This window comes from Jatrophihabitans sp. (assembly GCF_036389215.1).
GTDB lineage: Bacteria > Actinomycetota > Actinomycetes > Mycobacteriales > Jatrophihabitantaceae > Jatrophihabitans_A.
On record NZ_DASVQG010000005.1, the window covers coordinates 1 to 24,475 of the forward strand.

At 68.2% G+C, this 24,475-nt stretch carries 21 protein-coding genes; 19 read left to right on the forward strand and 2 right to left on the reverse strand.

Going from position 1 to position 24,475, the window contains the following annotated elements; translation table 11 throughout:
- A partial coding sequence (locus VF542_RS00140) for an SIR2 family protein (protein ID WP_408649681.1) occupies window positions 1-2,355 on the forward strand: 2,355 nt, incomplete at its 5' end.
- Window positions 2,356-2,748: 393 nt separating this feature from the next.
- Here VF542_RS00140 and VF542_RS00145 read toward each other — a convergent pair.
- Window positions 2,749-3,102: an antibiotic biosynthesis monooxygenase family protein gene (locus tag VF542_RS00145; RefSeq protein ID WP_408649682.1), complete on the reverse strand. Its 354-nt coding sequence runs from the start codon at window positions 3,100-3,102 to the stop codon at window positions 2,749-2,751.
- Window positions 3,103-3,341: 239 nt separating this feature from the next.
- On the opposite strand from VF542_RS00145, the gene dnaE reads away from it, so the two are divergent.
- From dnaE to VF542_RS00175, 6 genes are all read left to right on the forward strand, one after another.
- Window positions 3,342-6,902 (forward strand): DNA polymerase III subunit alpha, encoded by a 3,561-nt coding sequence (dnaE, locus tag VF542_RS00150; protein ID WP_408649683.1) that lies wholly within the window; start codon window positions 3,342-3,344, stop codon window positions 6,900-6,902.
- 76 nt (window positions 6,903-6,978) lie between these two features.
- Entirely contained in the window at window positions 6,979-7,590 is a 612-nt protein-coding gene (locus tag VF542_RS00155) for a HAMP domain-containing protein (protein ID WP_408649684.1), read from the forward strand.
- A gap of 83 nt (window positions 7,591-7,673) precedes the next feature.
- Complete coding sequence (locus VF542_RS00160; RefSeq protein ID WP_408649685.1) at window positions 7,674-8,408, forward strand: dienelactone hydrolase family protein; 735 nt, start codon at window positions 7,674-7,676, stop codon at window positions 8,406-8,408.
- A gap of 423 nt (window positions 8,409-8,831) precedes the next feature.
- Entirely contained in the window at window positions 8,832-9,161 is a 330-nt protein-coding gene (locus VF542_RS00165; RefSeq protein WP_408649686.1) for a hypothetical protein, read from the forward strand.
- A gap of 4 nt (window positions 9,162-9,165) precedes the next feature.
- Window positions 9,166-11,178, forward strand: a complete 2,013-nt coding sequence (locus VF542_RS00170; RefSeq protein ID WP_408649687.1) for a hypothetical protein — start codon at window positions 9,166-9,168, stop codon at window positions 11,176-11,178.
- A 307-nt stretch (window positions 11,179-11,485) separates the two neighbouring features.
- Window positions 11,486-12,031 carry a hypothetical protein gene (locus tag VF542_RS00175; protein ID WP_408649688.1) on the forward strand — a complete coding sequence of 182 codons (546 nt, stop codon included), beginning with the start codon at window positions 11,486-11,488 and terminating at the stop codon, window positions 12,029-12,031.
- A gap of 110 nt (window positions 12,032-12,141) precedes the next feature.
- Here the strand turns inward: VF542_RS00175 and VF542_RS00180 are convergent, their stop codons facing one another.
- The gene (locus VF542_RS00180; RefSeq protein ID WP_408649689.1) at window positions 12,142-12,837 is read right to left on the reverse strand and encodes an LON peptidase substrate-binding domain-containing protein; all 696 of its coding nucleotides are present in this window, start codon (window positions 12,835-12,837) and stop codon (window positions 12,142-12,144) included.
- A gap of 126 nt (window positions 12,838-12,963) precedes the next feature.
- Here VF542_RS00180 and hisD point away from each other — a divergent pair, with 126 nt between their 5' ends.
- The 12 genes from hisD to VF542_RS00240 form a co-directional block, all read left to right on the forward strand.
- Window positions 12,964-14,271: a histidinol dehydrogenase gene (hisD, locus tag VF542_RS00185; protein ID WP_408649690.1), complete on the forward strand. Its 1,308-nt coding sequence runs from the start codon at window positions 12,964-12,966 to the stop codon at window positions 14,269-14,271.
- A complete protein-coding gene (locus VF542_RS00190; RefSeq protein WP_408649691.1) occupies window positions 14,268-15,422 on the forward strand; it encodes a histidinol-phosphate transaminase in 1,155 nt (384 codons plus the stop codon). The genes hisD and VF542_RS00190 overlap by 4 nt, the downstream gene beginning before the upstream one ends.
- Complete coding sequence (gene hisB, locus VF542_RS00195; protein WP_408649692.1) at window positions 15,419-16,021, forward strand: imidazoleglycerol-phosphate dehydratase HisB; 603 nt, start codon at window positions 15,419-15,421, stop codon at window positions 16,019-16,021. The genes VF542_RS00190 and hisB overlap by 4 nt, the downstream gene beginning before the upstream one ends.
- Window positions 16,022-16,091: 70 nt before the next feature.
- Entirely contained in the window at window positions 16,092-16,706 is a 615-nt protein-coding gene (hisH, locus tag VF542_RS00200) for an imidazole glycerol phosphate synthase subunit HisH (RefSeq protein ID WP_408649693.1), read from the forward strand.
- Between the two features lie 78 nt (window positions 16,707-16,784).
- Window positions 16,785-17,126 (forward strand): hypothetical protein, encoded by a 342-nt coding sequence (locus VF542_RS00205; RefSeq protein WP_408649694.1) that lies wholly within the window; start codon window positions 16,785-16,787, stop codon window positions 17,124-17,126.
- On the forward strand, window positions 17,123-17,860 hold the full coding sequence (gene priA, locus VF542_RS00210; RefSeq protein ID WP_408649695.1) for a bifunctional 1-(5-phosphoribosyl)-5-((5-phosphoribosylamino)methylideneamino)imidazole-4-carboxamide isomerase/phosphoribosylanthranilate isomerase PriA: 738 nt from the start codon (window positions 17,123-17,125) through the stop codon (window positions 17,858-17,860). Before VF542_RS00205 ends, priA begins: the two co-directional genes overlap by 4 nt.
- A gap of 228 nt (window positions 17,861-18,088) precedes the next feature.
- Window positions 18,089-18,898 carry an imidazole glycerol phosphate synthase subunit HisF gene (gene hisF, locus VF542_RS00215; RefSeq protein ID WP_408649696.1) on the forward strand — a complete coding sequence of 270 codons (810 nt, stop codon included), beginning with the start codon at window positions 18,089-18,091 and terminating at the stop codon, window positions 18,896-18,898.
- 307 nt (window positions 18,899-19,205) lie between these two features.
- Complete coding sequence (locus tag VF542_RS00220) at window positions 19,206-20,690, forward strand: neutral zinc metallopeptidase (RefSeq protein ID WP_408649697.1); 1,485 nt, start codon at window positions 19,206-19,208, stop codon at window positions 20,688-20,690.
- Window positions 20,691-20,893: 203 nt separating this feature from the next.
- Window positions 20,894-21,442: a hypothetical protein gene (locus VF542_RS00225; protein ID WP_408649698.1), complete on the forward strand. Its 549-nt coding sequence runs from the start codon at window positions 20,894-20,896 to the stop codon at window positions 21,440-21,442.
- Between the two features lie 62 nt (window positions 21,443-21,504).
- Complete coding sequence (locus tag VF542_RS00230; RefSeq protein WP_408649699.1) at window positions 21,505-22,245, forward strand: response regulator transcription factor; 741 nt, start codon at window positions 21,505-21,507, stop codon at window positions 22,243-22,245.
- 293 nt (window positions 22,246-22,538) lie between these two features.
- Window positions 22,539-24,005: a sensor histidine kinase gene (locus VF542_RS00235; RefSeq protein WP_408649700.1), complete on the forward strand. Its 1,467-nt coding sequence runs from the start codon at window positions 22,539-22,541 to the stop codon at window positions 24,003-24,005.
- Window positions 24,006-24,231: 226 nt separating this feature from the next.
- On the forward strand, window positions 24,232-24,475 hold a 244-nt coding region (locus tag VF542_RS00240; RefSeq protein WP_408649701.1), incomplete at its 3' end, for a phosphoribosyl-AMP cyclohydrolase.

Here is a 24,475-nt window from a genome sequence, read left to right on the forward strand (position 1 = left end):
ACTCATCTATCAATCAACCTTAGCCAACGGAGCTTGGTGCATATGCAAATCGAAAATCAAGCCTCTTTCGAGGTTGCGCTTCGAAATGGTATCCACCTGATGCTTGGGTCTGGATTCAGCGTATTAGCCAAGGATAAGGAAGGGAAGCTTCTCCCAGTAGGGGCTTTGCTTGCAAAGGAGCTGCGAGCGGAGTTCGGAGTTGATGCTGAGGCGGGATTGGCGTTGCCCCAGCTTTACACAATTCTGTCCGCTCGTGATCGCGAAGCGGCTGACGCTTTTTTGCGTCGGAGATTTACTATTGGCAGTTTTGACAAACGCTACACTGCAATCTCTCGATTAAATATCCCGATGATCTTCACTACAAACATCGATGACCTAGTATGGAAGATTTATGAGCATAGTCGGACTCATTATTTGAATGATATCGTCACTCGAGGACCGCAGTTTCGAGATCGTGCTTCGGTGGACTTCGCTCCACTACATGGATCGGTCTTAGATGACACTCGCCCGTTCCGCTTCACAAGTATTGAAGTGGCGAGCAGTTTCAGCGCTGACCCGACATTGTGGCAAACTTTCAGACGACGTTTAGGTGCTGGTCCGACGCTTTTTTGGGGCTACTCACTCCAAGACGCGGCAGCATTAGAATCCTTGCAGCCCTCAGTCGCAGGGGCAGGCGCTCCCAGCAATTGGATAACATTCCGACCCAAGCATCGTAATGACCCCTTAGTTGATTATTTCCGAGCGCTTCGATTCCAGATCATATTTGCCGAAACTGCTGATCTTCTCGAATACTTTGACGCCTTCGTTCCGAGCGTTAATTCAGCTGGCACTGATGCCGTCGCCGACTCTCTCAGCCAGTATCTGCCGCCCAGTCCCGCTAAGGTACCTCAACGCCCAATAGTCGAATTCTATGCCGGAGCCGCGCCAGCGTGGAGCGACATCTTCCGTACCGATGTCCCAAGACTTGAGCAGTTCCGTCTAGCGCAGAATGCTTTGGACAGCGGTACCAATGTAATCGTCACTGGAATTCCAGCGAGTGGAAAGACTACGTTGCTTATGCAACTTGCCTCCGCTAATGCGGGACCAGGGATTACGTTTATGCCCAGTGCCCTTACGAAAGAAGCTGCGGAACGGCTAGTGCGTGCGCTCGCCGGTATCGAGGCTACTGTGGTACTTGATCGATTTTGCGATGATGTCGACGCATGGAATCTACTACATTCTGCACCTAATCTTACGCTTGTGGCGGCGGATCGAGATTACAACATAGCAACCGTGACCCATCGGCTCGACAAAGTCCGAACTCAATTTATCTCTATGTCTGAAATAAGTGAGCTCGATCAGGGAGCCATTCGTGCTGCTATCCCTGCCGGCATACGCACTCCGAAGATGGTTCATCCGCAGATGACTGCAGGCGAGGTTAGCTTGTTGGATTTTAACCTTGCAAATACTACTTCTCGGAGTCTCCAGGTACGGCTGCGCGATGCAATTTCTGACTTTCAGCGAGATGAGCCCGAGGCTGCAGAAATGCTCATCCTAGTTGCGTATGTGCATTCATGCGGAACTGTCCTATCGATGGACATGGCGTTGGGATACTGGCGAGACAGGTATCGGGATTATAATGAAATACTCGATCTAATCGGTCGAGTAGGGAAACTGTTGAGTGAATACGAGGGCGACCTTCAGGACCGGGACGGACAGGATTACTTCGCCGCTCGGTCGGTAGTTGTGGCAGAGGCGGCACTCGATGCAGCACAAAATTCGATGCTACGGGATGTGCTTACTACCTTTCACTCTAACCTAGCGACGACCCGAATTTGCCGGTTCGATATTTTTCGGAGGCGTGGGTACAGCTACCGTATCATTGGAAGGGCATTTCGTAAGACAGATGATGCTGTTGACTTTTACGACTTTTTGTTAGATAAAGATACTAATCCGTACCTGTTGCAGCAAAAGGCTCTCTTACTTAGTGACCGCCGCATGTATCAAGCGTCATTCGTGGCGATCGATCAAGCTCTCGCTATGTCTCGGAAGAAGAACTGGCGCATTGAGGCGACCCATGCTGAGCTGTTATTCGACGCAAATATCTTCCTAGCTGCGGAAAACCCAGACGCGCGTAAGCAGGTCCATCGGGCGATGGCGTTACTTCATGAATGCTATTTGTCGGATAGGCGACGCTCGCTACATGCTTTCAGCTATAGTCGCCGAGCTCTTGAGTACCATAACCAATTCGGCGATAGCCAAGCTCGGGCATACTTGGAGCAGGCGAAAGAGTGGTTGGACCTAGTCCGTACAACGGAGCCATATATGACAGCAACAAAATGGCTGCTGCGAGACGTCAATAAGAGCTTGACCTAACGATCATAGCTGATGAGGAATAGCTTATATAAATCTAACGGCGTGCCGTCGGAACCAAACTGGCTACCACACGCTTGGTACGTAGAGCCAGCAAACGTAGAGCCAGTAGTAATCCTGTGCTCTGACTGAGGCGAACCAGCTTGGCCGACCGGGTCTTGACTAGAGGATAGCTCTGGCTTAGCAGGGCGCTTCTGCGTGCAGTTGACCGGGTGGATTCGAGCCGCCTCACCCGTGCTCGGATGCACTGTGGCCGTGACGCGGCAGAACCTATAGGCACTGATGTGAATCTACGACGGTCAACACAGTCGCGCCGTTCCGGGGCGGATGCGGACTACGCCGAACCCGGAGGTCTGCGGAGATTCTGTTCGTGCCGCTGGGAGCTTCTGTCGGCCGTTACGAACCCAGGTTGCCCGACGAACCGCCGGCCACGACGTAGGACCACAGCTCGCTGCTGACGCCGACCGGCTTCTTCGGCTGCTCGCCCTCGGCGGCTCCCGAGGCGTGCGGGCCCTCCGAGCGGTGGCCCTGGCCGAAGGCGGGGGAACTGGCCCAGGCGTTGAACGCCTCCTCGTCGCGCCAGCGGGTGACGACCAGCCAGGTGGTCCGGCCGTCGGTCGGCTGCAGCAACTCGAAACCCTCGAAGCCGTCCCGATCATCGACCGCGCCGGCCCGGGCGGCGAATCGCTTGGCGAGCTCGTCACCGCTGTCGGCGGCCACGGTGATGGCGTTGATCTTGATGATGGACATGGCCTCATGCTGTCACAGCCGCCCGACACGACTCACTGGCCCGATGCCCTGGGTCCACCGGTGCGAACCGCGACCCCGTTCGGCGCGGCCGGCGTGCTGAGTAGTGACTCTCAAGCTCAGGTAGAGAGACTCGCGGAACACCGCTCATGGAGGCTGTCGGACCAGAGGTGCAGAATCGGAACCCGCTGGCCAGCCCGATCGATGGGGCGCCACCCGAACCGAAGGACGTGGGCATCGCTGTGACCGCCACCAGAGAGTCCGACTCCTTCGTCCACCTCCACGTCCACACCGAGTACTCGATGCTCGACGGCGCCGCCCGGCTCGACGACCTGTTCGCCGAGACCCACCGGATGGGCATGCCGGCGGTGGCCATGACCGACCACGGCAACGTCTTCGGCGCCTACGACTTCTACAAGAAGGCCAAGCTGAACGGCGTCAAGCCGATCATCGGCATGGAGGCCTACCTCACCCCCGACACCCACCGCCGCGAGCGGACCCGGGTCCGGTGGAACGTCGGCGGCGAGGACGACGTCTCCGGCGCCGGCGCCTTCACCCACATGACCCTGCTGGCCGAGAGCACCGCCGGCATGCACAACCTGTTCCGGCTCTCCAGCCGGTCCAGCCTCGAAGGCTTCTTCTACAAGCCCCGGGCCGACCGGGAGCTGCTCAACGACTACGCCCAGGGGCTGATCGCGACCACCGGCTGTCCCTCCGGTGAGATCCAGACCTGGCTGCGGATCGGCAACTACGACAACGCGCGGCGCAGTGCCGCGGAGTTCCAGGACATCTTCGGCAAGGGCAACTTCTTCCTGGAACTGATGGACCACGGCCTCAGCATCGAGACCCGGGTCCGGGACGGCCTGCTCAGGCTGGGCAAGGACCTGGACCTGCCGATGGTGGCGACCAACGACCTGCACTACACCCGCGCCGAGGACGCCGACGCCCACGCGGTGCTGCTGTGCGTCCAGTCCGGCAAGACCATGCAGGACCAGAACCGGTTCAAGTTCGACGCCAAGGACTTCTACCTCAAGTCGCCGGCCGAGATGCGCTCGCTGTGGGCCGACAAGTACGAGCTGCGCGAGGCCTGCGACAACACCCTGCTGATCGCCGAGCGGTGCGAGATCAGCTTCGACGAGTCCAAGAGCTACATGCCCCGGTTCCCGGTGCCCGAGGGTGAGGACGAGACGTCCTGGTTCGTCAAGGAGACCGAGCGCGGGCTGCACGCCCGCTACCCGAACGGCATCCCGGCCGAGGTCCGCCAGCGGGCCGACTTCGAGGTGGCGGTGATCACCCAGATGGGCTTTCCCGGCTACTTCCTGGTGGTCGCCGACTTCATCAACTGGGCCAAGGAGAACGGCATCCGGGTCGGCCCGGGCCGCGGTTCGGGGGCCGGCAGCATGGTCGCCTACGCCATGCGGATCACCGACCTGGACCCGCTGCGGCACGGCCTGATCTTCGAGCGGTTCCTCAACCCGGACCGGGTCTCGATGCCCGACTTCGACGTGGACTTCGACGAGCGCCGGCGCGGCGAGGTGATCCGGTACGTCACCGACAAGTACGGCGACGAGCGGGTCGCCCAGATCGTCACCTACGGCACCATCAAGGCCAAGCAGGCGGTCAAGGACGCCGCCCGGGTGCTCGGTTACCCGTTCGCGATGGGCGACCGGATCACCAAGGTGATGCCACCGCCGGTGATGGGCAAGGACGTCCCGCTCTCCAAGATCTTCGATCCCAGCCACAACCGCTACGGCGAGGGCGGGGAATTCAGGTCGCTGTACGAGGCCGATTCCGAGGTCAAGAAGGTGGTCGACACCGCCAAGGGCCTGGAGGGACTCAAGCGGCAGTGGGGCGTGCACGCCGCGGGTGTGATCATGTCCAGCGACCCGCTGATCGATGTCATCCCGATCATGCGCCGGGAGGCCGACGGCGCCATCATCACCCAGTTCGACTACCCGTCCTGCGAGAGCCTCGGGCTCATCAAGATGGACTTCCTCGGGCTGCGAAACCTCACCATCCTCGACGACGCGGTCGACAACATCCGGGCGAACCGCGAGATCGACCTGGTGCTGGAGGAGCTGTCGCTGGAGGACAAGCTGACTTACGAGCTGCTGACCCGCGGCGACACGCTCGGGGTGTTCCAGCTCGACGGCGGCCCACTGCGGGCACTGCTGCGCTCCATGCGCCCGGACAACTTCGAGGACATCTCGGCGGTCATCGCGCTGTACCGGCCGGGGCCCATGGGCGCGGACTCGCACAACAAGTACGCCAACCGCAAGAACGGCCGGGAGCCGGTGGTGGCGATCCACCCCGAGCTGGAAACCGCGCTGGCCGAGATCCTCAGCGACACCTACGGCCTGATCATCTACCAGGAGCAGGTGATCGCGATCGCTCAGCACCTGGCCGGCTACACCCTGGGCGGCGCCGACCTGCTGCGCCGGGCGATGGGCAAGAAGAAGAAGTCCGAGCTGGACGCCCAGTACGAGAAGTTCTCGGCAGGGATGGCGACCAACGGCTATTCGGCCGCCGCGATCAAGACGCTGTGGGACATCCTGGTGCCGTTCTCCGACTACGCGTTCAACAAGGCGCACTCGGCCGCGTACGGCATGCTGTCCTACTGGACCGCCTACCTGAAGGCGCACTACCCGGCCGAGTACATGGCGGCGCTGCTCACCTCGGTCAAGGACGACAAGGACAAGATGGCCGTCTACCTGGCCGAGTGCCGGCGGATGGGCATCAAGGTGCTGCCGCCGTGCGTGAACTCCTCCGACGCCAACTTCACCCCGGTCGGCAATGACATCCGGTTCGGGCTGTCGGCGGTGCGCAACGTCGGCGGCAACGTGGTGGCCTCCGTCACCGCCTGCCGCAAGGCGAACACCGCGTTCACCGACTTCGCCGACTACCTGCGCAAGGTCGACGCGGTGGCCTGCAACAAGCGCACCGTCGAGGCGCTGATCAAGGCCGGCGCGTTCGACTCGCTGGGCCACCACCGCAGGGGCCTGATCCAGGTCTACGAATCGGCCATCGACGCGGTGCTCAGTACCAAGCGCGCCGAGGCGGTCGGCCAGTTCGACCTGTTCGGCTTCGACGACGACGCCGAATCCGGCCTGGGTGACATGTTCGCGGTCCGGGTGCCCGAGGGTGAGTGGGACAAGTCGGTGCTGCTGAACTTCGAGCGCGAGATGCTCGGCCTCTACGTCAGTGACCATCCGCTGCTGGGGGTCGAGCACATCCTGCGCTCCGAGGCCGAGGTGAGCATCGCCGACCTGCAGACCGAGGCCGTCAAGGACGGCGAGAAGGTGACGGTGGCGGGCATCCTGTCCGGCGTCACCCGGCGGGTGACCAAGGACGGCAAGCCCTGGGCACAGGTGGTCCTGGAGGATCTCGAGGGCTCGGTCGAGGTGCTGTTCTTCCCGGCGTCCTACGCCCAGGTCGGGCTGCAGATCGCCGAGGACGCGATCGTGGTGATCAACGGCCGGGTCGACGCCCGCGAGGACACCATCCGGATCATCGGCTCGGACCTGATGCTGCCCGACCTCACCAAGGGGATGGACGGCCCGCTCCGGCTGGTGATGAACCAGCAGCAGTGCCGGCAGGCGATCGTGGAGAACCTCAAGGAGATCCTGCGCGCCCACCCGGGAATGACCCCGGTGGAGATCCAGCTGACGTTCGGCCAGCACCTGCGCACCACGCTGCCGGACTACCGGGTGACGCCGTCCCAGGGCCTGATGGGCGACATCAAGGCGCTGCTCGGGCCCAACGCGATCGGTGACCAGCCGGTCGGCAGTTCGCCGGGGCGCTGACCGGTTCGTCGCTGAGCGGTTCGTCGCTGAGGGGATCGTCGGGAAACTTGCCGGGGACTGTGAACGTTGACCGGGTATGAACGAGCAGATCTGGCCCCGGCGGTCGTCACGGGCCGGCCACAACCCCCAGCGGTCCTTCTTCGAGGAGGTGCCGGCGTCGGGCGAGCATCCGGTCATCGAGGTGGGCAACATCGGCCCGGGTTCGGCGGCCAGCCAGGCGGTGTTGCGCCGCTATCTGCTGACCCGGGCGCTGGGCAGCTCGATCATCAACGCCGTCCAGTGGACCGGTGTGGTTCTGCTGCTGCTGGCGGCGCTGAGCTGGCTCGGCGACCTGAAGCTGCTGGCCGTGCTGCTCGGATTGGTGGCCGTGCTGGTCCTGGCGGTCCGCGGGGTGCTCAGCGCTATCGCCCGCCCGCTGTCCGGTGCCAGCCGGCTGGGGGCGCTGGAGCCCCGGGTCGCCGCCCTGGTCACCCGGACCAGGCGGGAGTTGCGGCGCGAGCTGCGCCGGGTCGGGCTGCCGGGCGTGCCGTGGGCGCCGCTGCTGATCGCCTGGCGGCTGGTGCGCCCGCTGCGGCGAGCGCACACGGTGCAGGCGCTGAGCCGGATCGACCTGACCAAGGTGGTGCCGCCCAGCCAGGTGGACGAGCTGCAGATCCTGCTGCGCCAGGCGCCGCCCGGCCGGTTCTGAGCCTCGCTGGATTGATCCGGTGTCCGTACCCGCCAGCAGCCGCGTCCCTGACCTCTCAGGACAGAACCACTAGGTTGTGGGATGTGAAGCTGCGTGAGGATGAGGTGCGCGTTCCGGCACCGGATTGCGAGATCCGCGCGCTGGTGATCAGTCCGGTAGGCGATGGCGTATGGCCGGGCGTGCTGCTCTACACCGACATCTTCCAGTTGACCGAGTCGACCCTGCGGACGGCGCGGCGGCTGGCCTCGCACGGGTTCGTGGTCTGTGTGCCGGAGATCTACCCGCGCGGCAGCCTCGCCGGCGTGGCGCTCGAGTTCGACGATGCCGGCAAGAAGGCGGCATCCGCGGGTGCCGCGGGTACGACCACGGCGCAGTTCGATTCCGACCGGCAGGCGGTGCTGGACTACCTGCAGCAGCGACCCGGGGTCGACCAGCTGCACGCCGTGGGGTTCTGTATCGGCGGGCACCTGGCGTTCCGGGCGGCGTTCGATCCGCGGGTCACCGCGACCGTGTGTTTCTATCCGACCGGGCTGCACAACGGTGCACTGGGAGCTGATGCGGACGCCGGATCGCTGGCAGCCGCCGCAAGCATCCAGGGCCGGTTGATGATCGTGTTCGGTTCGCAGGACCCGCACGTGCCGGCTGACGCACGGTTGCGGATCCTGTCCGAGCTGTACTCGGCCGGACTGGACGACGTGGAGCTGCACGTGTACGCCGGCGGCGAGCACGCGTTCATGCGCGACGTCGGCGCTCGGCACGATCCGGTGCTCACCGACCTCGCGTTGCTCGAAGGCGTATCGTTCCTCATCCGGCGCTGACGGTCACGACGCCCGATCCGTTCCCGGGTGGGCACCACGTCCGCTCGCCGGCGTCGGCGAGATGGCTGCCGGGGTCACCTACTGCGTTGTATGCCTGCGCTTGTACTCATCATGTGCCAAGCCCGGTCCGGCGGCCGGTCAGGCGGTGCCGCGCCGGTACCTGCTGGCCGTGCGCTGGGGGAGATCGATCGTCGACGCCGTCCAGTAGATCGCGGCGCTGGCCATCCGAACCGGCGGGAGTTGCGCCTGGAGTTGCGCCGGTCGAATTGCCGGGCGGGCCGTGGGGTGCCGCCGCTAATCGCCTGGCGGCTGGTGCGCCCCGTTGCCCCGATCATCATTCGACCGGGACCTCATCCGCAGGCAGCAGTGGAGTCCGTCCGGTAGTACCCCTTTGCGTGGCCGGGTCTTCGGTATGCTCCGGCCATGGCGAGCAGGCGTGACCGACTGATGCCACTGGGCGCCGCGCTTACCAGTCTCGGCGGATCATTGACCGTCGCGTATCTGATCTACAGCCTTCAGGATTCGTCTCGATCCTTCTGGCGCTGGCCCGGAATCCTGGGTGTGCTGATCGTCTCCGCCGGCGTCCTAACGCTGTTGGCCGGCTTCCTGATCACTGCCGAAGCTGAGGTACCTGGGCGACAAGCACGGATTCGGCAGAAGCAGCGCGGTGGCCGACGATCTACCAACTATCAGGCCGGTGGGGACATCACCGTCGGGCAGTACAGCCGGGACAAGAAGAACAAGAAGAAATAGCGTCATGGGTCAGCATCAGGAGCAGCGCGGCGAGGAGGGTTCAACCAACTTCCAAGCCCTTGGAGACCTCTATGTAGGCATGGACCCTCAGGAAGTCCGTCGACTTGTGCAGGAACTTGTTGACGACCGCCTTTCGCGGACATCGGGCCCGCCGACGCCGCTGCCTGGGTGGGTGCGGATCACGCGGGAGTACCTGGCTGCACGTAAGCCGCGTGCCGACCTCGAGGACTACTTCGACGGTGCGGCCCCCGATTGGCAGGACACCTGCCACCCGTTGCTACTTCCTCGACCGGCGGTGACGAAGGCGATCGAGGCGTTCCGCGCTGACATCCTTGAAGACCGCAGCCTTTTGCTGCGCATAGGCGGAGCGAGCGGCGACGGCAAGTCGACGGCCCTGATGCAGGCCACTCAGGCTCTTGCCCATGAGGGCCACTTCGACGCGATCTACTGGCGAAGATCGGCGCAGGCCCGGTTTACACCCGACGTCGTGGCCACTATGTGCGGGCAGCGACAGAAGATCCTCATCGCATCAGATAATGCCGAGCAACTTCTAGAGGATATTGATGTATTCGCTGGGATGAAGCTCCAGGAGGAAGACTTCTTCTTTCACTTCCTGTTGGCTAGCCGTGACGTTGATTGGAACGCCGAGCGTGATCGGCTGCGCTGGAAGCTCAGTCCGGCGGGTAGATGGGCAGCGTCCTTTCGCGTTCTCCCACCTCTGGCGTTGGGCCGGGTGGAGCGTCCTGACGCCCAAGTGATTGCGCAGAACTGGCTTAATTGCTCCTCGAGCCGGCCGGGACTCGTCGTCAGCGGAAACGTCCAGCAGGTCTCGCAGGCCATGCTCGATGCCAGCCGCAGCTCCGAAGGGCGGCAAGCGTTCATGGGCGGTGTGCTTTCCATGCGCTTCGCTCCGGAACGCCTTCGGCTGCGTTTGACATCGCTGTTGTCGACGGTCGAATCGATGCATCCGGGCGATCCGGATACCTCCCTCGCAGATTTTCTGGCCGTGCTCGCTGCCGTTGATGTCGGTGGCGGGGATGGCGTGCCGCGTGACATTGCTGCTCGATTTCTTATGATCCCGGAATCAGAGTTGCGGCCGTCAGTCGAGGTCCCGCTCAAGCGGGAATTCTTCCTGGCTAGCTCATCGCAAGCTTTCTTCGCCCGGCATCCGAACATTTCTAGAGCACTGCTGGAGTTGGTGCTGGATGACGAGTCGAGTCTGCAGGTTGAGTCCAGCCTTGAGAAGTTCCTCCGAGATGTTCATTACGTCGGCAAACAAGCCGGCTTCCGACCAGGTTTTGGCAAGTTGATTGACCTGGGACGACGGTTGATCAACAGCGACTTCCCGCGCAACCTAGTGGGGCCGTTAGCGCTCCACCTCTGTCGGACCGCCTGTACCGTGGCCTCAGGGGAGCTGAGCACCCATATCGCACTGTCACAAGCGCTTCGTGAGCTGGGGCGGCCTCAATCGGCCCTGGGAGAGGTATGGGAGATCCAGGCGGCTCGGCTAGATGATCCTGCTCTATGGGGTGACTACGACGATCACGTGCGCGGTGCCTGGTCTGAGATGTCTGTCGCACTTGGAACCTCGGGAAATCGGCGCTCGGCTTACTGGGCAGCCCAAGTTTCCATATCAGACCGAATGTCCACGGGATTAGCACCCACGCAGGTCTTGCTTGCATTGAATCAGCTGGCTCTCGGCGCGAAGGTGATCTGCGAAAGTGGTGGGGATCGAGCTGAGTTCCGCAACCTGCTCACTGAAGTGCAGGCGTTGACCAGCATGGCCAAATCGCCATTCTATGATAACAAGCAATACCCCACCCGGTACCTTCAACAGCTTGAGATCGCGCCGCGCCAGTTCAGCGGTGCCGACGAATTGATCGCGGTCATTCGCCGCGCTGCGGACGCCCTGAGCGCTTCTGCTCACCCCCTTCTATCCTGGTGTGACCGCCTCGCCGACCCACATGATTACTCTTTTACAACGCTGAGATCTCTGTTGGTCCAAGGCGTTCGTTGACGCCTACGGCGCAGCGACAGGCAGGCTGCAATCCCATCGATAAGTTACGGCGGGCGTAGGGCGGTTGCTGGCGGCATGGCCGGATCCGACACCCGTGCAGGCCGCCCACGAGCCGGGCGCGCGGCGCCGGCAGCTGGTCGAGGCGGGTGTCGGCGGACGGGGAGTGCGCATTTCGCCGACCAGCGGCTTACCGTAGTCCCCGACACGCCCACACCGGGCCGTCCGGCCGCCCGCGCCACCAGCGGACGACCAGCCGCAACCGTTCCGCCGCCGGCCGGCGCGGGAACGCCGCCGATCAGGGGAGCCGATGACCGACGCCGTCACCGACACCGGCTGGACCGCGCCGTCCGTGCAGCCCACCCAGTCGGGCCGGTCCTGGCGGCCGCTGGCGTGGCTGGTGGCCGCGCAGTTGCTGGCCGGCGTGCTGGCGGGGCTGGTCTGGCGGATGACGGCACCATCCACGGTCTCCTACCTGCTGTCCGGCGGTACCGGCAAGCCGGCCTTCGTAATACCTCAGGAAGGCGAGTCCCAGATCGCCGGCGACGGCCGGTTCGTGCTGCTGTCGGTGCTGCTGGGCATGGTGTTCGGGCTGGCCGCCTGGCGGCTGCGCAGGCTGCGCGGCCCGATCGTCCTCGGCGCGCTGGCCGTAGCCGGGCTGCTCAGCTCAGTGCTGGCCCGCGCCGTCGGCGAGCTGCTGTCCACCGGCAGCGCCGACCGCCAGCTCAATGCCGCGTTCACGCCGCAGCTGAGCCTGCATGCCCTTCCGGCGCTGGCCGTCCAGGCATTCTTCGGGGTGCTGGTCTATACGGCACGGGCCGGGTTGAGCGCCGATCCGGATCTCGCCGACACCTGAGCGGGCGCTGAGCCTGAGCTGGCGCTGAGCCTCATCGGACGCCTGAGCCTCATCGGACGCCTGAGTCGGACGCCCGAGCCTCATCGGACGCCTGGGTCGGACGCTGTGCCTCAGCTGGCACCCGGGCGCCGGAAGGTCGACGCGGTGATCGGCACCGCCCGCAGCTGGCGCATCAACTCGGTCTCGCGGCGCAGCACCGCCCGGCCGGCCCGCAGCCGGGTGGCGGTGTCGGCGACCCCGAGCAGCGACTGCCGGTCCGCCACCGGCAGCGAGGGCAGCTTGGCCACCAGGTAGGACAGCGCCCGGGGATCGGTCCCGGGATCGGAATCCTCGGCCAGCACGCCGAGGTCGGCATTGAGCTCGGCCAGCGTGCGCACGTGCGCCTCCAGCGCGCGCCGGACCGACCCGGCCAGCCCGGGACGCAGCTCGCCGTCGGGCTCGGCCAGCCGGCGGACGGTGCCCACCAGGTAGGGTTTGGACCCCGTGTCCAGGGACTCGACGAGGAACCGGCACTCACCCACCGCGGCCAGGTCGCAGCGGCCGTCGGTATGGGGCAGCACGTCGGTCACCCGGGCCGAGGTGCCGACGTCGTGGACGTCGCCCAGCTCACCGACCTCCCAGCCCTGGCGCAGCGCCACCACCCCGAACTCCGGGGCGCCCGGGCCTTCGGCGCTGAGCAGGTCGGCCACCAGCTGCCGGTAGCGGGGCTCGAAGACGTGCAGCGACAGCCGCATGCCCGGCACCAGCACCGTTCCCAGCGGGAACAGTGGCAGCACCTCGGCCTTGCCGGACGTCGGGTGAGGCACGACCTCACGGTACGGCGGTTCCGGTCGCCCTGCCCGTCGATTGCGCGCACCGGTCCCAGCCCCGCACTCCGGCGGCCCCGCAGTCCAACGGCATCGAGGCGCTCAGCGGCTAACTAGACTGGTCGCGTGCTTCGCCGAGTCGACCTGTCCACCATCGCCGCCAACCCCGGCCACCTCCGCCGGATGTTGCCACGGGCCACGGCGGACGTCAGCTCGGCGCTGGAGGTGGTCGGCCCGCTGGTCCGGGCGGTCCGCGAGCGCGGTTATGCCGGCGCCCGGGCGGCCACCGCCCGCTTCGACGGCGTGGACGTGCCCGACCCCCGGGTACCTGCCGAGGCGCTGGCCGGTGCGCTGACCGAGCTCGACGAGAACGTCCGGGCAGCCCTGGAGGAATCCATCCGGCGGGTCCGGATCGTGCACGCCGAGCAGCGCCGCCCGGTCACCGAGGTCCAGGTCGCGCCCGGTGCGACGGTGACCGAGAAGTGGATCCCGGTCGACCGGGTCGGTCTCTACGTCCCCGGCGGCATCGCGGTCTACCCGTCCTCGGTGGTGATGAACGTGGTCCCGGCGCAGGTGGCCGGCGTGCCGTCGCTGGTGGTCTGCTCGCCGCCGCAGCGGGCGTTCGGCGGGCTGCCGCACCCGACGATCCTGGCCGCCTGCGCCCTGCTCGGGGTCGAGGAGGTCTACGCCGTCGGCGGCGCCCAGTCGATCGCGCTGCTGGCCTACGGCGACCCCGAACTCGGCATCGACCCGGTGGACCTGGTGACCGGGCCCGGCAACATCTACGTGGCGGCGGCCAAGCGGCTGCTGCGCGGGGTGGTCGGCATCGACGCCGAGGCCGGCCCCACCGAGATCGCGATCCTGGCCGACCGGCACGCCGACCCCGTCCACGTGGCCGCCGACCTGATCAGCCAGGCCGAGCACGGCCCGACCTCGGCCTCGGTGCTGGTCACCGACTCCGCCGAGCTCGCTGACGCCGTCGAGGCCGAGGTGGCCCGGCAGGTGGCGCTGACCCGGCATGTCGAGCGGGTGCGCACGGCGCTGTCCGGGCCGCAGTCGGCGATCGTGCTGGTGGCAGATCTGGAGCAGGGGCTGGAGGTGGTCAACGCCTACGCCGCCGAGCACCTGGAGGTGATCACCGCCGAGCCGCGCAAGTGGGCCGAGCGGGTCCGCCATGCCGGCTGCGTCTTCGTCGGCGCCCACTCGCCGGTGTCGCTGGGGGACTACTGCGCCGGCTCGAACCACGTGCTGCCCACCGGGTGCACCGCCCGGCACGCCTCCGGGCTCAGCGTGCAGTCCTTCCTGCGGGGCGTCCACCTGGTGGAGTACAGCCGCGACGCCCTGCTGGAGGTGGCACCGCACGTCCTGGCGCTCGCCGAGGCCGAGGACCTGCCGGCACACGGCGCGGCGGTCAGCGTCCGGATGCCGGAATGACCGGCCCCGTGGCCACCGCCTGGCAGTTGCCGCTGCGCCCGGAGCTGCACGGCCAGGTTCCCTACGGCGCTCCGCAGCTGGACGTGCCGGTGCGCCTGAACACCAACGAGAACCCCTACCCACCCTCGGCCAAGGTCGTCGCCGACATCACGGCCGCGGTCAGCGCCGCCGCGGCCGGGCTGAACCGGTACCCGGACCGCGACTGCATGGAGCTGCGCACCGCACTGGCCGGCTACCTCGACGGCGAGGCAGGGGCGCGGCTGGGCCCGGGCCGGCTCTGGCCGGCCAACGGCTCGAACGAGGTCATGCAGCAGCTGTTGCAGGCCTTCGGCGGCCCCGGCCGGACCGCGCTGTCGTTCGCCCCGACGTACTCGATGTATCCGGAGTACGCCCGCAACACCCACACCGAGTGGGTGACCGGCCGGCGCGCCGCCGACTTCGGCCTGGACCTCGACGAGGCGACCGGCCTGATCAGCCGGCTGCAGCCGTCGGTGGTGCTGCTGACCTCGCCGAACAACCCGACCGGAACCGCGCTGCCGCAGTCGCAGCTGCGGGCCGTCCTCGACGTCGCCCCCGGCGTGGTCATCGTGGACGAGGCCTACGCCGAGTTCCGGCGGGCCGGCGTGCCGAGCGCGGTGACCCTGCTCGCCGACTACCCGCAGCTGATCGTCACCCGGACGATGAGCAAGGCCTTCGCCCTCGCCGGTGGCCGGCTCGGCTACCTCGCCGCCTCGGCCGAGGTGGTGGACGCCGTCCGGATCGTCCGGCTGCCCTATCACCTGTCCGCGGTGAGCCAGGCGACCGCGCTCGCGGCGCTCGCCAACAGCGCCGAACTGCTGGCCACGGTGCAGGCACTGCGGACCGAGCGGGACGCCACCGTCAGCTGGCTGCGCGGGCAGGGACTGCGCGCCGCGGACTCCGATGCCAACTTCGTGCTGTTCGGCACCTTCGCCGATGGGCACGCGGTGTGGCAGGGTCTGCTCGACCGGGGGGTGCTGATCCGCGAGACCGGTCCGGACGGCTGGCTGCGGGTCTCGATCGGGACCGCCGAGGACATGCGGGCCTTCAGGGGCGCCTTGTCAGAGGTGGCCGCACTAGCTGAGCGGGCCGGATCGAGCTTGACCGGATTGAGGAAAGAGGAGCGCGGATGAGCCGCACCGGACGCATCGAGCGCAGCACCGCCGAGACCAAGGTGCTGGTCGAGATCGACCTCGACGGCACCGGCAGCGCCGACATCAACACCGGGGTCGGGTTCTTCGACCACATGCTGGGCTCGTTCGCCAAGCACGGCCTGTTCGACCTCACCGCGCACGTCGAGGGCGACCTGCACATCGACGCCCACCACAGCGTCGAGGACGCCGCCATCGCGCTCGGCCAGGCCTTCGCCGAGGCGGCCGGCGACAAGGCCGGCACCCGGCGGTTCGGCGACGCGGTGATCCCGATGGACGAGGTGCTGGTGTCGGCCGCCGTGGACCTGTCCGGCCGGCCCTACCTGGTGCACAACGAGCCCGACGGCGCACCGGCCTACCTGCTCGGTCGCGACACCGCCTACGCCACCACGCTCACCCGGCACGTGTTCGAGTCCTTCACCTACCACGCGCGGGTGGCGCTGCACGTGACGGTGCACGCCGGCCGGGACTGGCACCACATCACCGAGGCGCAGTACAAGGCGGTGGCCCGGGCGCTGCGGGAGGCCGTCGAGTTGGACCCGCGGCAGCAGGGCGTCCCCTCGACCAAGGGCGTGCTCTAGTTGGCGCGGCCGGCAGCAGCTGAGCGATCGCGCGGTCGCAGCGTGAGCGTCGAAGAGGGAGCATTGACAGATGAGCAGGGTGACCGTGCTCGACTACGGCTCGGGCAACATCCGCTCGGCGGTCCGGGCGCTGGAACGCCTCGGCGCCGACGTCGAGTTGAGCGCCGATCCGGACGAGGCGATCGGGGCCGACGGCCTGGTGGTGCCCGGTGTCGGGGCGTTCGCCGCCTGCATGGCGGGCCTGCGCGAGGTTCAGGCGGAGCGCATCCTGACCGAGCGGATCCAGGCCGGGCGCCCGGTGCTCGGCATCTGCGTGGGCATGCAGGTGCTGTTCTCCGCCGGCATCGAGCACGGCGTCGAGACACCGGGGCTGGACCTGCTGCCGGGCCGGGTGGAGCAGCTCAACGCCCCGGTGATCCCGCACATGGGCTGGAACACGGTGCGCCCGCCGGCCGGGTCGGTGCTCTTCGACGGCGTCGGGGAGGACACCCGGTTCTACTTCGTGCACTCCTACGCGGTGCACCCCGGTGCCGGGCAGGGCCGCTATGCCGCCACCCTTGCCGAGCACGGTGAGGACTTCGTCGCCGCGGTGGAGGCCGGGCCGTTGTCGGCGACCCAGTTCCACCCGGAGAAGTCCGGTGACGCCGGGGCGCAGCTGCTGGCCAACTGGCTGGGAAGCCTGTGACGGCGGGCGCGCGCCGTGCCGGCAGCCGAGCCCCTCATGAGCACGCGGTCATGAGCACACGGTCATGAGCACGCGGTCATGAGCAAGGAACGAGCCCAACGCCGCGCCGAACGCCACGCACTGACCGCCCAGCGGCTGGAGCTGCACCGGCAACGGCAGGCCGCCGAGGCCGTCCGCCGGAACCGCCGGGCTCGCTGGCGGAACCTGTTCGGGCGGCGTCCGGGCAACCCGTCGCCGACCGGCCGGCTGAGCATCCGCCGCAAGGAACGGCGTGCCGTGATTGCCTCGGCGCTGCTGGTCGTGGTGGTGCTGACTTACCTGATGACCCGTTCGATCGGCATGGTGATCGGCGTGCTGCTGGTGGCGGCGATCGCGGTTCCGGCACTGGCCGTGGCCTTCGGAGATCGGAGCAAGGGATGAACGGTGCTACCCCGCTGGTGCTGCTGCCGGCCGTCGATGTCGCCGGCGGCGTCGCCGTCCGGCTGGTGCAGGGCGAGGCCGGCACCGAGACCGGCTACGGCAGCCCGCTGGAGGCGGCGCTGGCCTGGCAGCAGGGCGGCGCGGAGTGGGTGCACCTGGTCGATCTGGACGCGGCGTTCGGGCGGGGCAGCAACCGCGAACTGTTGGCCGAGGTGACCGGGCAGCTGGACATCGCGGTGGAGCTGTCCGGCGGGATCCGCGACGACGAGTCGCTGGCGGCGGCGCTGGCCACCGGCTGCGCCAGGGTCAACCTGGGCACCGCGGCCCTGGAGTCCCCGGACTGGGTGCGCTCGGCGATCGCCCGCTACGGCGACCGGATCGCCGTCGGCCTCGATGTCCGGGGCACCACGCTGGCAGCCCGGGGCTGGACGGCGGAGGGCGGTGACCTCTTCGAGACGATCGCCCGCCTCGATGCCGACGGCTGCGCCCGGTACGTGGTCACCGACGTGCACCGCGACGGCACCCTGACCGGGCCGAACCTGGACCTGCTGCGCTCGGTGTGCGCGGTCACCGACCGGCCGGTGGTGGCCTCGGGCGGGGTGTCCTGCCTGGAGGACCTGCGCCGGCTGGCGGGACTGCGCGGGGTCGGCGTCGAGGGCGCCATCATCGGCAAGGCGCTCTACACCGGCGCCTTCACCCTGGGCGAGGCGCTGGCGGCGGTGGCTGAGGCCTGAGCAGCCGGGACCGGCCGAGGCCGGCCGAGGCCTGAGCGGGACCGGCCGGGGCCTGAGCGGGACCGGCCGGGGCCTGAGCGGGACCGGCCGGGGCCTGAGCGGCCCGAGCGGCTGGGTCGACGGCGAGGCCTACGCCAGAGCGGCCCGAGCGGCGGGTCGACGGCGAGGCCTACGCCGGAGCGGCCCGAGCGGTCCGGGCCGACCGCGGCGGTCCGGCAGAATGGGAGCGTGGCCGTTGCGGTGCGTGTGATCCCCTGCCTCGACGTCGCGGGCGGCCGGGTCGTCAAGGGCGTCAATTTCACCGGCCTGCGCGACGCCGGGGATCCGGTGGAGCTGGCCCGCCGCTACGACGCCGAGGGCGCCGACGAGCTGACGTTCCTCGACATCACGGCATCCTCGGGCGGCCGGCAGACCACCCTGGAGGTGGTGTCGCGGACCGCCGAGCAGGTGTTCATCCCGCTCACCGTGGGTGGCGGGGTCCGCTCGGTGGCTGACGTCGACGCGCTGCTGCGCGCCGGGGCCGACAAGGTGGGGGTGAACACCGCCGCGATCGCCCGTCCGCAGCTGCTCTGCGAGATCGCCGACCGGTTCGGCCGGCAGGTGCTGGTGCTGTCGGTGGATGCCCGCCGGGTGCCGCCCGGTGCGGCGGCGACCGAGTCCGGCTTCGAGGTGACCACCCACGGCGGCCGGCGCGGCACCGGCCTGGACGCGCTGCGGTGGGCGGCCCGGGCTGCCGAGCTGGGAGCGGGTGAGATCCTGCTCAACTCGATGGACGCCGACGGCACCCGGGACGGCTTCGACCTGGAGCTGATCGCCGCCGTCCGGGCAGTGGTGTCGGTGCCGGTGATCGCCAGCGGCGGCGCCGGCGCGGCGCGGCACTTCCCGCCGGCGGTGGCGGCCGGTGCGGACGCGGTGCTGGCGGCCAGCGTGTTCCACTACCAGCAGGTCAGCATCGGCGAGGTCAAGCAGGATCTGGCCGCCGCCGGGGTGCCGATCCGGCTGGCCCCGGTTCGGCCCGGCGGTCCGGCGGCGGCCTGAGCGCTCGCCCAGCAGCCGGCGCGGAGAGCCCCGCGATCGTTGGCCGCGGTGCAGAGGCTGGATCGGCGCGTCGCCCTGCTCGGCGGCCAACGATCCGGCTGGCCGCGTCCTGCTCGGCGGCCAACGATCCAGCGGGCAGGTGCAGTGCGTGGATCGGCGTGTCGGCCTGCTCGGCGGCCAACGATCCGGCTGGCCGCGTCCTGCTCGGCGGCCAACGATCCAGCGGGCAGGTAGCGTGAATTCACTGCCCGCGTCATCGGGCGCCGCCGGCCAGCACCGCCCAGCGGCCTTCAGCCGGGAACCTGCCGTGAAACCCACTCCTCGCCTCGCACTCGCGGCGCTGCTGGTGCCGCTGATCCTGGCGCTGTCGGCCTGCGACCCTTCGTTGCCGCGGCCGAGGAGCACCGGTTCGGCGTCGGGCGAGGCCGGCGACTTCCAGCCGAACGCGGGTGTTCCGGTGGTCAACGACGGAAACACCCGCTTCGACCAGGAGGTCAAGAACGCCATCGCCGACGTCCAGGCCTTCTGGCGCACCAACTACCCGCGGGTGTCCGGCGGCAAGCCCTACCCCGAGCTGCGCGGCGGGATCTACTCCGTGGACGGCTCCAAGATCCCTCGGTCGCTCGCCCGCAGCAACGCCTGCCTGCGCCAGGATCCGACGGGTGCGCAGAACAACGCCTTCTACTGCACCGCCGACGACTCGGTGGTCTATGACCGCAATCCCGACCACCTGGTCGCCCAGTTGGGGGAGAAGTACGGCAGCTTCATCATCACCGCGGTGATCGCCCACGAATGGGGCCACGCCATCCAGCAGCGGCTGGGCATCTTCGATTCCGGGTCCGGCGCCTCGCAAGCCGGCCCGGCCACCATCCTCACCGAGACCCAGGCCGACTGCGCGTCCGGCGCGTTCATCAGCACCGCGCAGAACGGCCAGACGGCGCACGTGTCGGTCACCCAGCAGGAGCTGGAGAGGACGCTGCTTGGCTACCTGCAGGTCCGCGACCCGCCGCCGGTGAGCGTGGAGCAGATCTCGCACGGCAACGGCTTCGACCGGCTGTCGGCGATGGCCGACGGCATCGCCAACGGTGTCTCGTTCTGCTTCGGCCAGGAGTTCCAGCGGCGGGAGTTCACCGAGCGCCCGTTCACCTCCGACATCGACTACCTGCAGCGCGGCAACCTGCCCTACGCCCAGATCATCGACCCGACGCCGGACTCCCCGGACCAGTCGAGCCTGCAGGACGTGCTGAACAGCTTCTGGACCGACGCCGCGGCCTCGGTGGACAAGTCCTGGAACGACGTGCGGGTCCAGCAGACCAGCGAACCTAACTGCCCGGACGTCCGGACCAGCGAGTTCGACTACTGCCCGTCGGGCAACTTCGTCTACTTCAGTGACGAGTTCGCCAGGCAGGCCTACAACAGCCTGCCGGACAAGCGGCTGGACAAGTCCACGGGCAGGGTGACGCTGACCGACAACGCGCCCGCGGACTACTCCCTGGGGACGCTGTTCGTCTACGGCTGGAGCATGGCGGTGCGCTCGCAGCTCTTCCGCGCGCCGGTCGAGGGTAAGGACGCCCTGCTGGACGCCAGCTGCTACAGCGGCGCGTTCACCGCCGCGATCAACACCGGCCAGTCGCAGGGGTTCCGGCTCTCACCGCCGGACATGGACGAGGCCACCTCGGCGGTGATCAAGCTGGTGCCCGCGCCGGAGGCCTACGGCGCGCAGGAGACCACGGCACTGCAGCGCATCCAGCGCTTCACCCAGGGCTATTTCGGCGGGTTGGCCGCCTGCTGAGGTTCGCTCCGGAGCCCCCGCGCGGCACCCCGGGTTGACCACTGGAGTCCTGGACCTGCCCTCACCCGCCCTGGTCTCGGGCGGTGAGGACACCGCAGTCGCGGCGCGCCGCAGTTGCACCGCGCCCGAGTTGGCTCCACGCTAGGTTCCGCACCGGCCGGGACCGGCCGATCCGATGCGGGAAGTGAGCGAGTGAGCAGGCGATGACCGAGCCCGACCCGACCCGCACGCCGCCGACCGTCATCGGCGCGGTGGCCGCCGGCACGGTGGTGGTGCCGTTCCTGATCGTGTACTCGTTCCTGTTCATCGTCCGCGGGGCCTTCGTCGAGGTGGACCAGCCCGACATCACCAGCAGCCGCTCCGGTGAGCTGGTTGCCGGTCTGGTGGCGCTCTGTTTCCTGATCTTCGTGCTCTGGGGGATGGGCCGGCTGCTCAACGGCTGGGACCGCTGGGTGTTCTGCGCCGGCCAGCTGATCACCTTCGCCGCCGCGCTGGACCTGCTGCTGGACGACTCCTCCGGCGAGCCGCAGGTGCCGGCCGTCGTGCTGGGCGCGTCGCTGCTGGCGATCGTGCTCGCCTGCCTGCCGCCGTCCTGGCAGTGGGTGCAGACCGATGGCGGGCAGCGGATGCCTGCCCCGGCCGGTGCCGAAGCGGGCGGTATCGAGTCCGCCCCAGCATTCGGGGGTCCGGCATTCGGTGGCCCGGCGGCCGGCGGGCCGGCAGACCCGCGCTCCGCGGACGGGCCGGGGTAGCGCACAGCCTGCTCACAGTGAATGCTAAGGACGTGCCTACCCGGACGCGGGATCCTGAGCCAATGTCCAGTTCTGTTTTCACAGCCGCCCAATCCGCAGCCCAGTCCGCTCAGCGCGCCAAGCGCCGGGTGCTGGTAGTCGATGACGAAGACAACGTGGTGCACCTGGTCGCCTCTGCGCTGCGCTTCGACGGCTACGAGGTGGTGACGGCCGACAACGGCCACTCGGCGCTGGCCGCGGTCGCCCAGCATGACCCGGACCTGGTGGTGCTGGACGTGATGATGCCCGGGCTGGACGGGCACGCCGTGCTGCAGCACCTGCGGTCGGCGGGCTCGGTGGTGCCGGTGATCTTCCTGACCGCTCGGGACGCCGCCAACGACCGGGTGGCCGGGCTGCGCTCGGGCGCCGATGACTACGTGGTCAAGCCGTTCAGCGTCGAGGAGCTGCTGGCCCGGGTGAACGCCGTGCTGCGCCGTACCCAGGCTGACCAGGAGCGCGACGGGGTGCTCAGGGTTGCCGACCTCGAGCTCGACGAGAACAGCCATGAGGTGACCCGGGCCGGTGAAGAGGTGCACCTGACCGCCACCGAGTTCGAGCTGCTGCGCTACCTGATGCGCAACGAGCGGGTGGTGCTGTCCAAGGCCCAGATCCTGGACCGGGTCTGGAAGTACGACTTCCAGGGGCAGTCCAACATCGTCGAGCTCTACATCGGCTACCTGCGCAAGAAGATCGACCACGTCGAGCCCAAGCTGATCCACACCGTCCGGGGCGCCGGCTATGTGGTCAAGGCGCCGCGAGGGTGACACTCGGCAACGTCGGGCAGCCCAGCCGCCCGACGGGGTGGGCTGAGCCGGCCGGCCCGGCCGCTTCGGCCGGCTCTGCGGGCCAGGCTGGTCCTGTGGGCCAGGCTGGTCCTGTGGGCCAGGCTGGTCCTCCCAGCCAGGCTGGTCCTCCCGGCCAGGCTGGTCCTCCCGGCCACGCTGGCTTCGCCGGTCCCGCCGGTTTCGCACCGGCCGGCACGCCCGCACCGGGCCCGCCGCCCCCCGGCCAGCCTCACCGCTCGCGCTGGCTGCCGCGGACCCTCAGCGCCCGGCTGGTGACCGGTGTGGTCTCGCTGCTGCTGGTGGTCGTCACGATCACCAGTGCCACCACCTACTTCCTGCTCCGCCCGTTCCTGCTCCAGCGCCTGGACCAGCAGGTCAACAGCGTGGCCACCGGCAACGCCACCAACATCCGGGGCTGCGTCTTGTCCCGCATCTTGTCCCCGGGCAACGTCTGCTTGGTCGGAGGGCCCAGCAGCGGACAGGCCGCTCAGCTGGCCACCACCCAGCGGGAGTGGATCACCGGCTTCGACTCGGACGGCAACGCCGTCATCAATGTCAGCAGCGCCAGCAGCGCCGGGCTGTCCTTGCTGGACCTGTCCGATCACCAGCGCGACGAGATCCTGGCCGATCCCGGCAAGGTGCGCACCATCGCCACCACCGATGACGTGCGGCTGCGGATCACCGCCCGGCAGTTCCAGGTCCCGCGCGACACGATCACCGTGGTGACCGGGCTGTCCATGGAGGAGGTCGACCACACCCTGCAGCGGCTGCTGGTGCTGGAGCTGGCGGTCGGAGCCGGCGCGGTGCTGCTGGCCGCGGGCCTGACCAGCTGGGGTGTCCGGGTCGGGCTGCGTCCGCTCACCCGGGTGACCGCGACGGCGCAGGAGGTCACCGCGGAACTCTCGCCGGACGGCTCGGGCCTGGACCGCCGGGTGCCCGACGCCGACCCCGGCACCGAGGTCGGCCAGGTGGCCGCGTCGGTGAACACGCTGCTGCAGGCGGTCCAGACCGAGTTCGCGGCCCGGGTGCGCAGCGAGGAGCGGATGCGGCAGTTCCTGGCCGACGCCTCGCACGAGCTGCGTACCCCGCTGACCTCGATCCGCGGCTATGCCGAGCTGTCCCGGCTGCAGGGCCACGCCACCGACCCCGCGGATGACTCGATGCGCCGGATCGAGGTCGAGGGCACCCGGATGTCGCGGCTGGTCGAGGACCTGTTGGTGCTGGCGCGCGGCGACCAGGCGACGGCGACCCGGCGGGAGCCGGTGGAGGTCGACATGCTGCTGGCCGAGGCCGCCCATGCGGTCTCCTCGGCCTATCCGGACCGACCGCTGAGCATCGTCGCCTCCGGCGGCACCGTGGTGATCGGGGACCGCGACCAGCTGCTGCGGGTGCTGATCAACCTGGCCACCAACGCCGCCGTCCACACCCCGGCCGGCCCGATCCGGCTGGAGGCGATCCCAGGCCACACGCCGGCCGGCGAGGCGGTGGCACTGCGGGTGATCGACACCGGGCCCGGACTGCCTCCGGCGGAGGCGGCGCACGTCTTCGAGCGGTTCTGGCGAGCCGACAAGGCACGCAGCCGGGCCAAGGGCGGCAGCGGCCTCGGAATGGCGATCGTGGCCCAGATCGTGGAGTCCCACGGCGGCCACGTGCAGTTCGACTCCTCGGTCGAGCACGGCACCATCGTCACGGTCACCCTGCCGTTGCACCCGCCGTTGCAGTCAACGTCCCTCGGCTGATCGTTGGCGCTGGCGGGCCGACCTCGCCGCAGGCCGGCTGATCGTTGGCCGCGGGGCAGGGCGACCCGCCGAGCGGGACGCCGCACCCGGGCCAACGATCCGGGCGTTCGGCGACGTGAGGGACGGGACCGACGGCGACCCAACACGCGTGAACAGCGGGTGAGCACTGATGGCGATGCCCGTGCCCCGTGCCTCGCTGGCGCAGGAGACACGGCAGAATTGCAGGATGCCCGCACCACCTGCCTCCGGTCTGGACCCACGGATCGCAGACCAGCTCAAGCGTGACGCCGCCGGCCTGGTCGCCGCGGTCGTCCAGCAGCACGACACCGGCGAAGTCCTGATGGTGGGCTGGATGGACGACGAGGCGCTGCACCGGACCCTCACCAGCGGCCGCTCCACCTTCTGGAGCCGGTCCCGTCAGGAGTACTGGGTGAAGGGCGACACCTCAGGGCACCGCCAGTGGGTCAAGG

Coding starts and splice junctions, on each gene's coding strand:
- VF542_RS00145 (WP_408649682.1), bottom strand. CDS start 3,102: ATGTCCATCATCAAGATCAACGCCATCACCGTGGCCGCCGACAGCGGT.
- VF542_RS00155 (WP_408649684.1), top strand. CDS start 6,979: ATGAACGAGCAGATCTGGCCCCGGCGGTCGTCACGGGCCGGCCACAAC.
- VF542_RS00165 (WP_408649686.1), top strand. CDS start 8,832: ATGGCGAGCAGGCGTGACCGACTGATGCCACTGGGCGCCGCGCTTACC.
- VF542_RS00170 (WP_408649687.1), top strand. CDS start 9,166: ATGGGTCAGCATCAGGAGCAGCGCGGCGAGGAGGGTTCAACCAACTTC.
- VF542_RS00175 (WP_408649688.1), top strand. CDS start 11,486: ATGACCGACGCCGTCACCGACACCGGCTGGACCGCGCCGTCCGTGCAG.
- VF542_RS00190 (WP_408649691.1), top strand. CDS start 14,268: ATGACCGGCCCCGTGGCCACCGCCTGGCAGTTGCCGCTGCGCCCGGAG.
- hisB (WP_408649692.1), top strand. CDS start 15,419: ATGAGCCGCACCGGACGCATCGAGCGCAGCACCGCCGAGACCAAGGTG.
- hisH (WP_408649693.1), top strand. CDS start 16,092: ATGAGCAGGGTGACCGTGCTCGACTACGGCTCGGGCAACATCCGCTCG.
- VF542_RS00205 (WP_408649694.1), top strand. CDS start 16,785: ATGAGCAAGGAACGAGCCCAACGCCGCGCCGAACGCCACGCACTGACC.
- priA (WP_408649695.1), top strand. CDS start 17,123: ATGAACGGTGCTACCCCGCTGGTGCTGCTGCCGGCCGTCGATGTCGCC.
- VF542_RS00225 (WP_408649698.1), top strand. CDS start 20,894: ATGACCGAGCCCGACCCGACCCGCACGCCGCCGACCGTCATCGGCGCG.
- VF542_RS00230 (WP_408649699.1), top strand. CDS start 21,505: ATGTCCAGTTCTGTTTTCACAGCCGCCCAATCCGCAGCCCAGTCCGCT.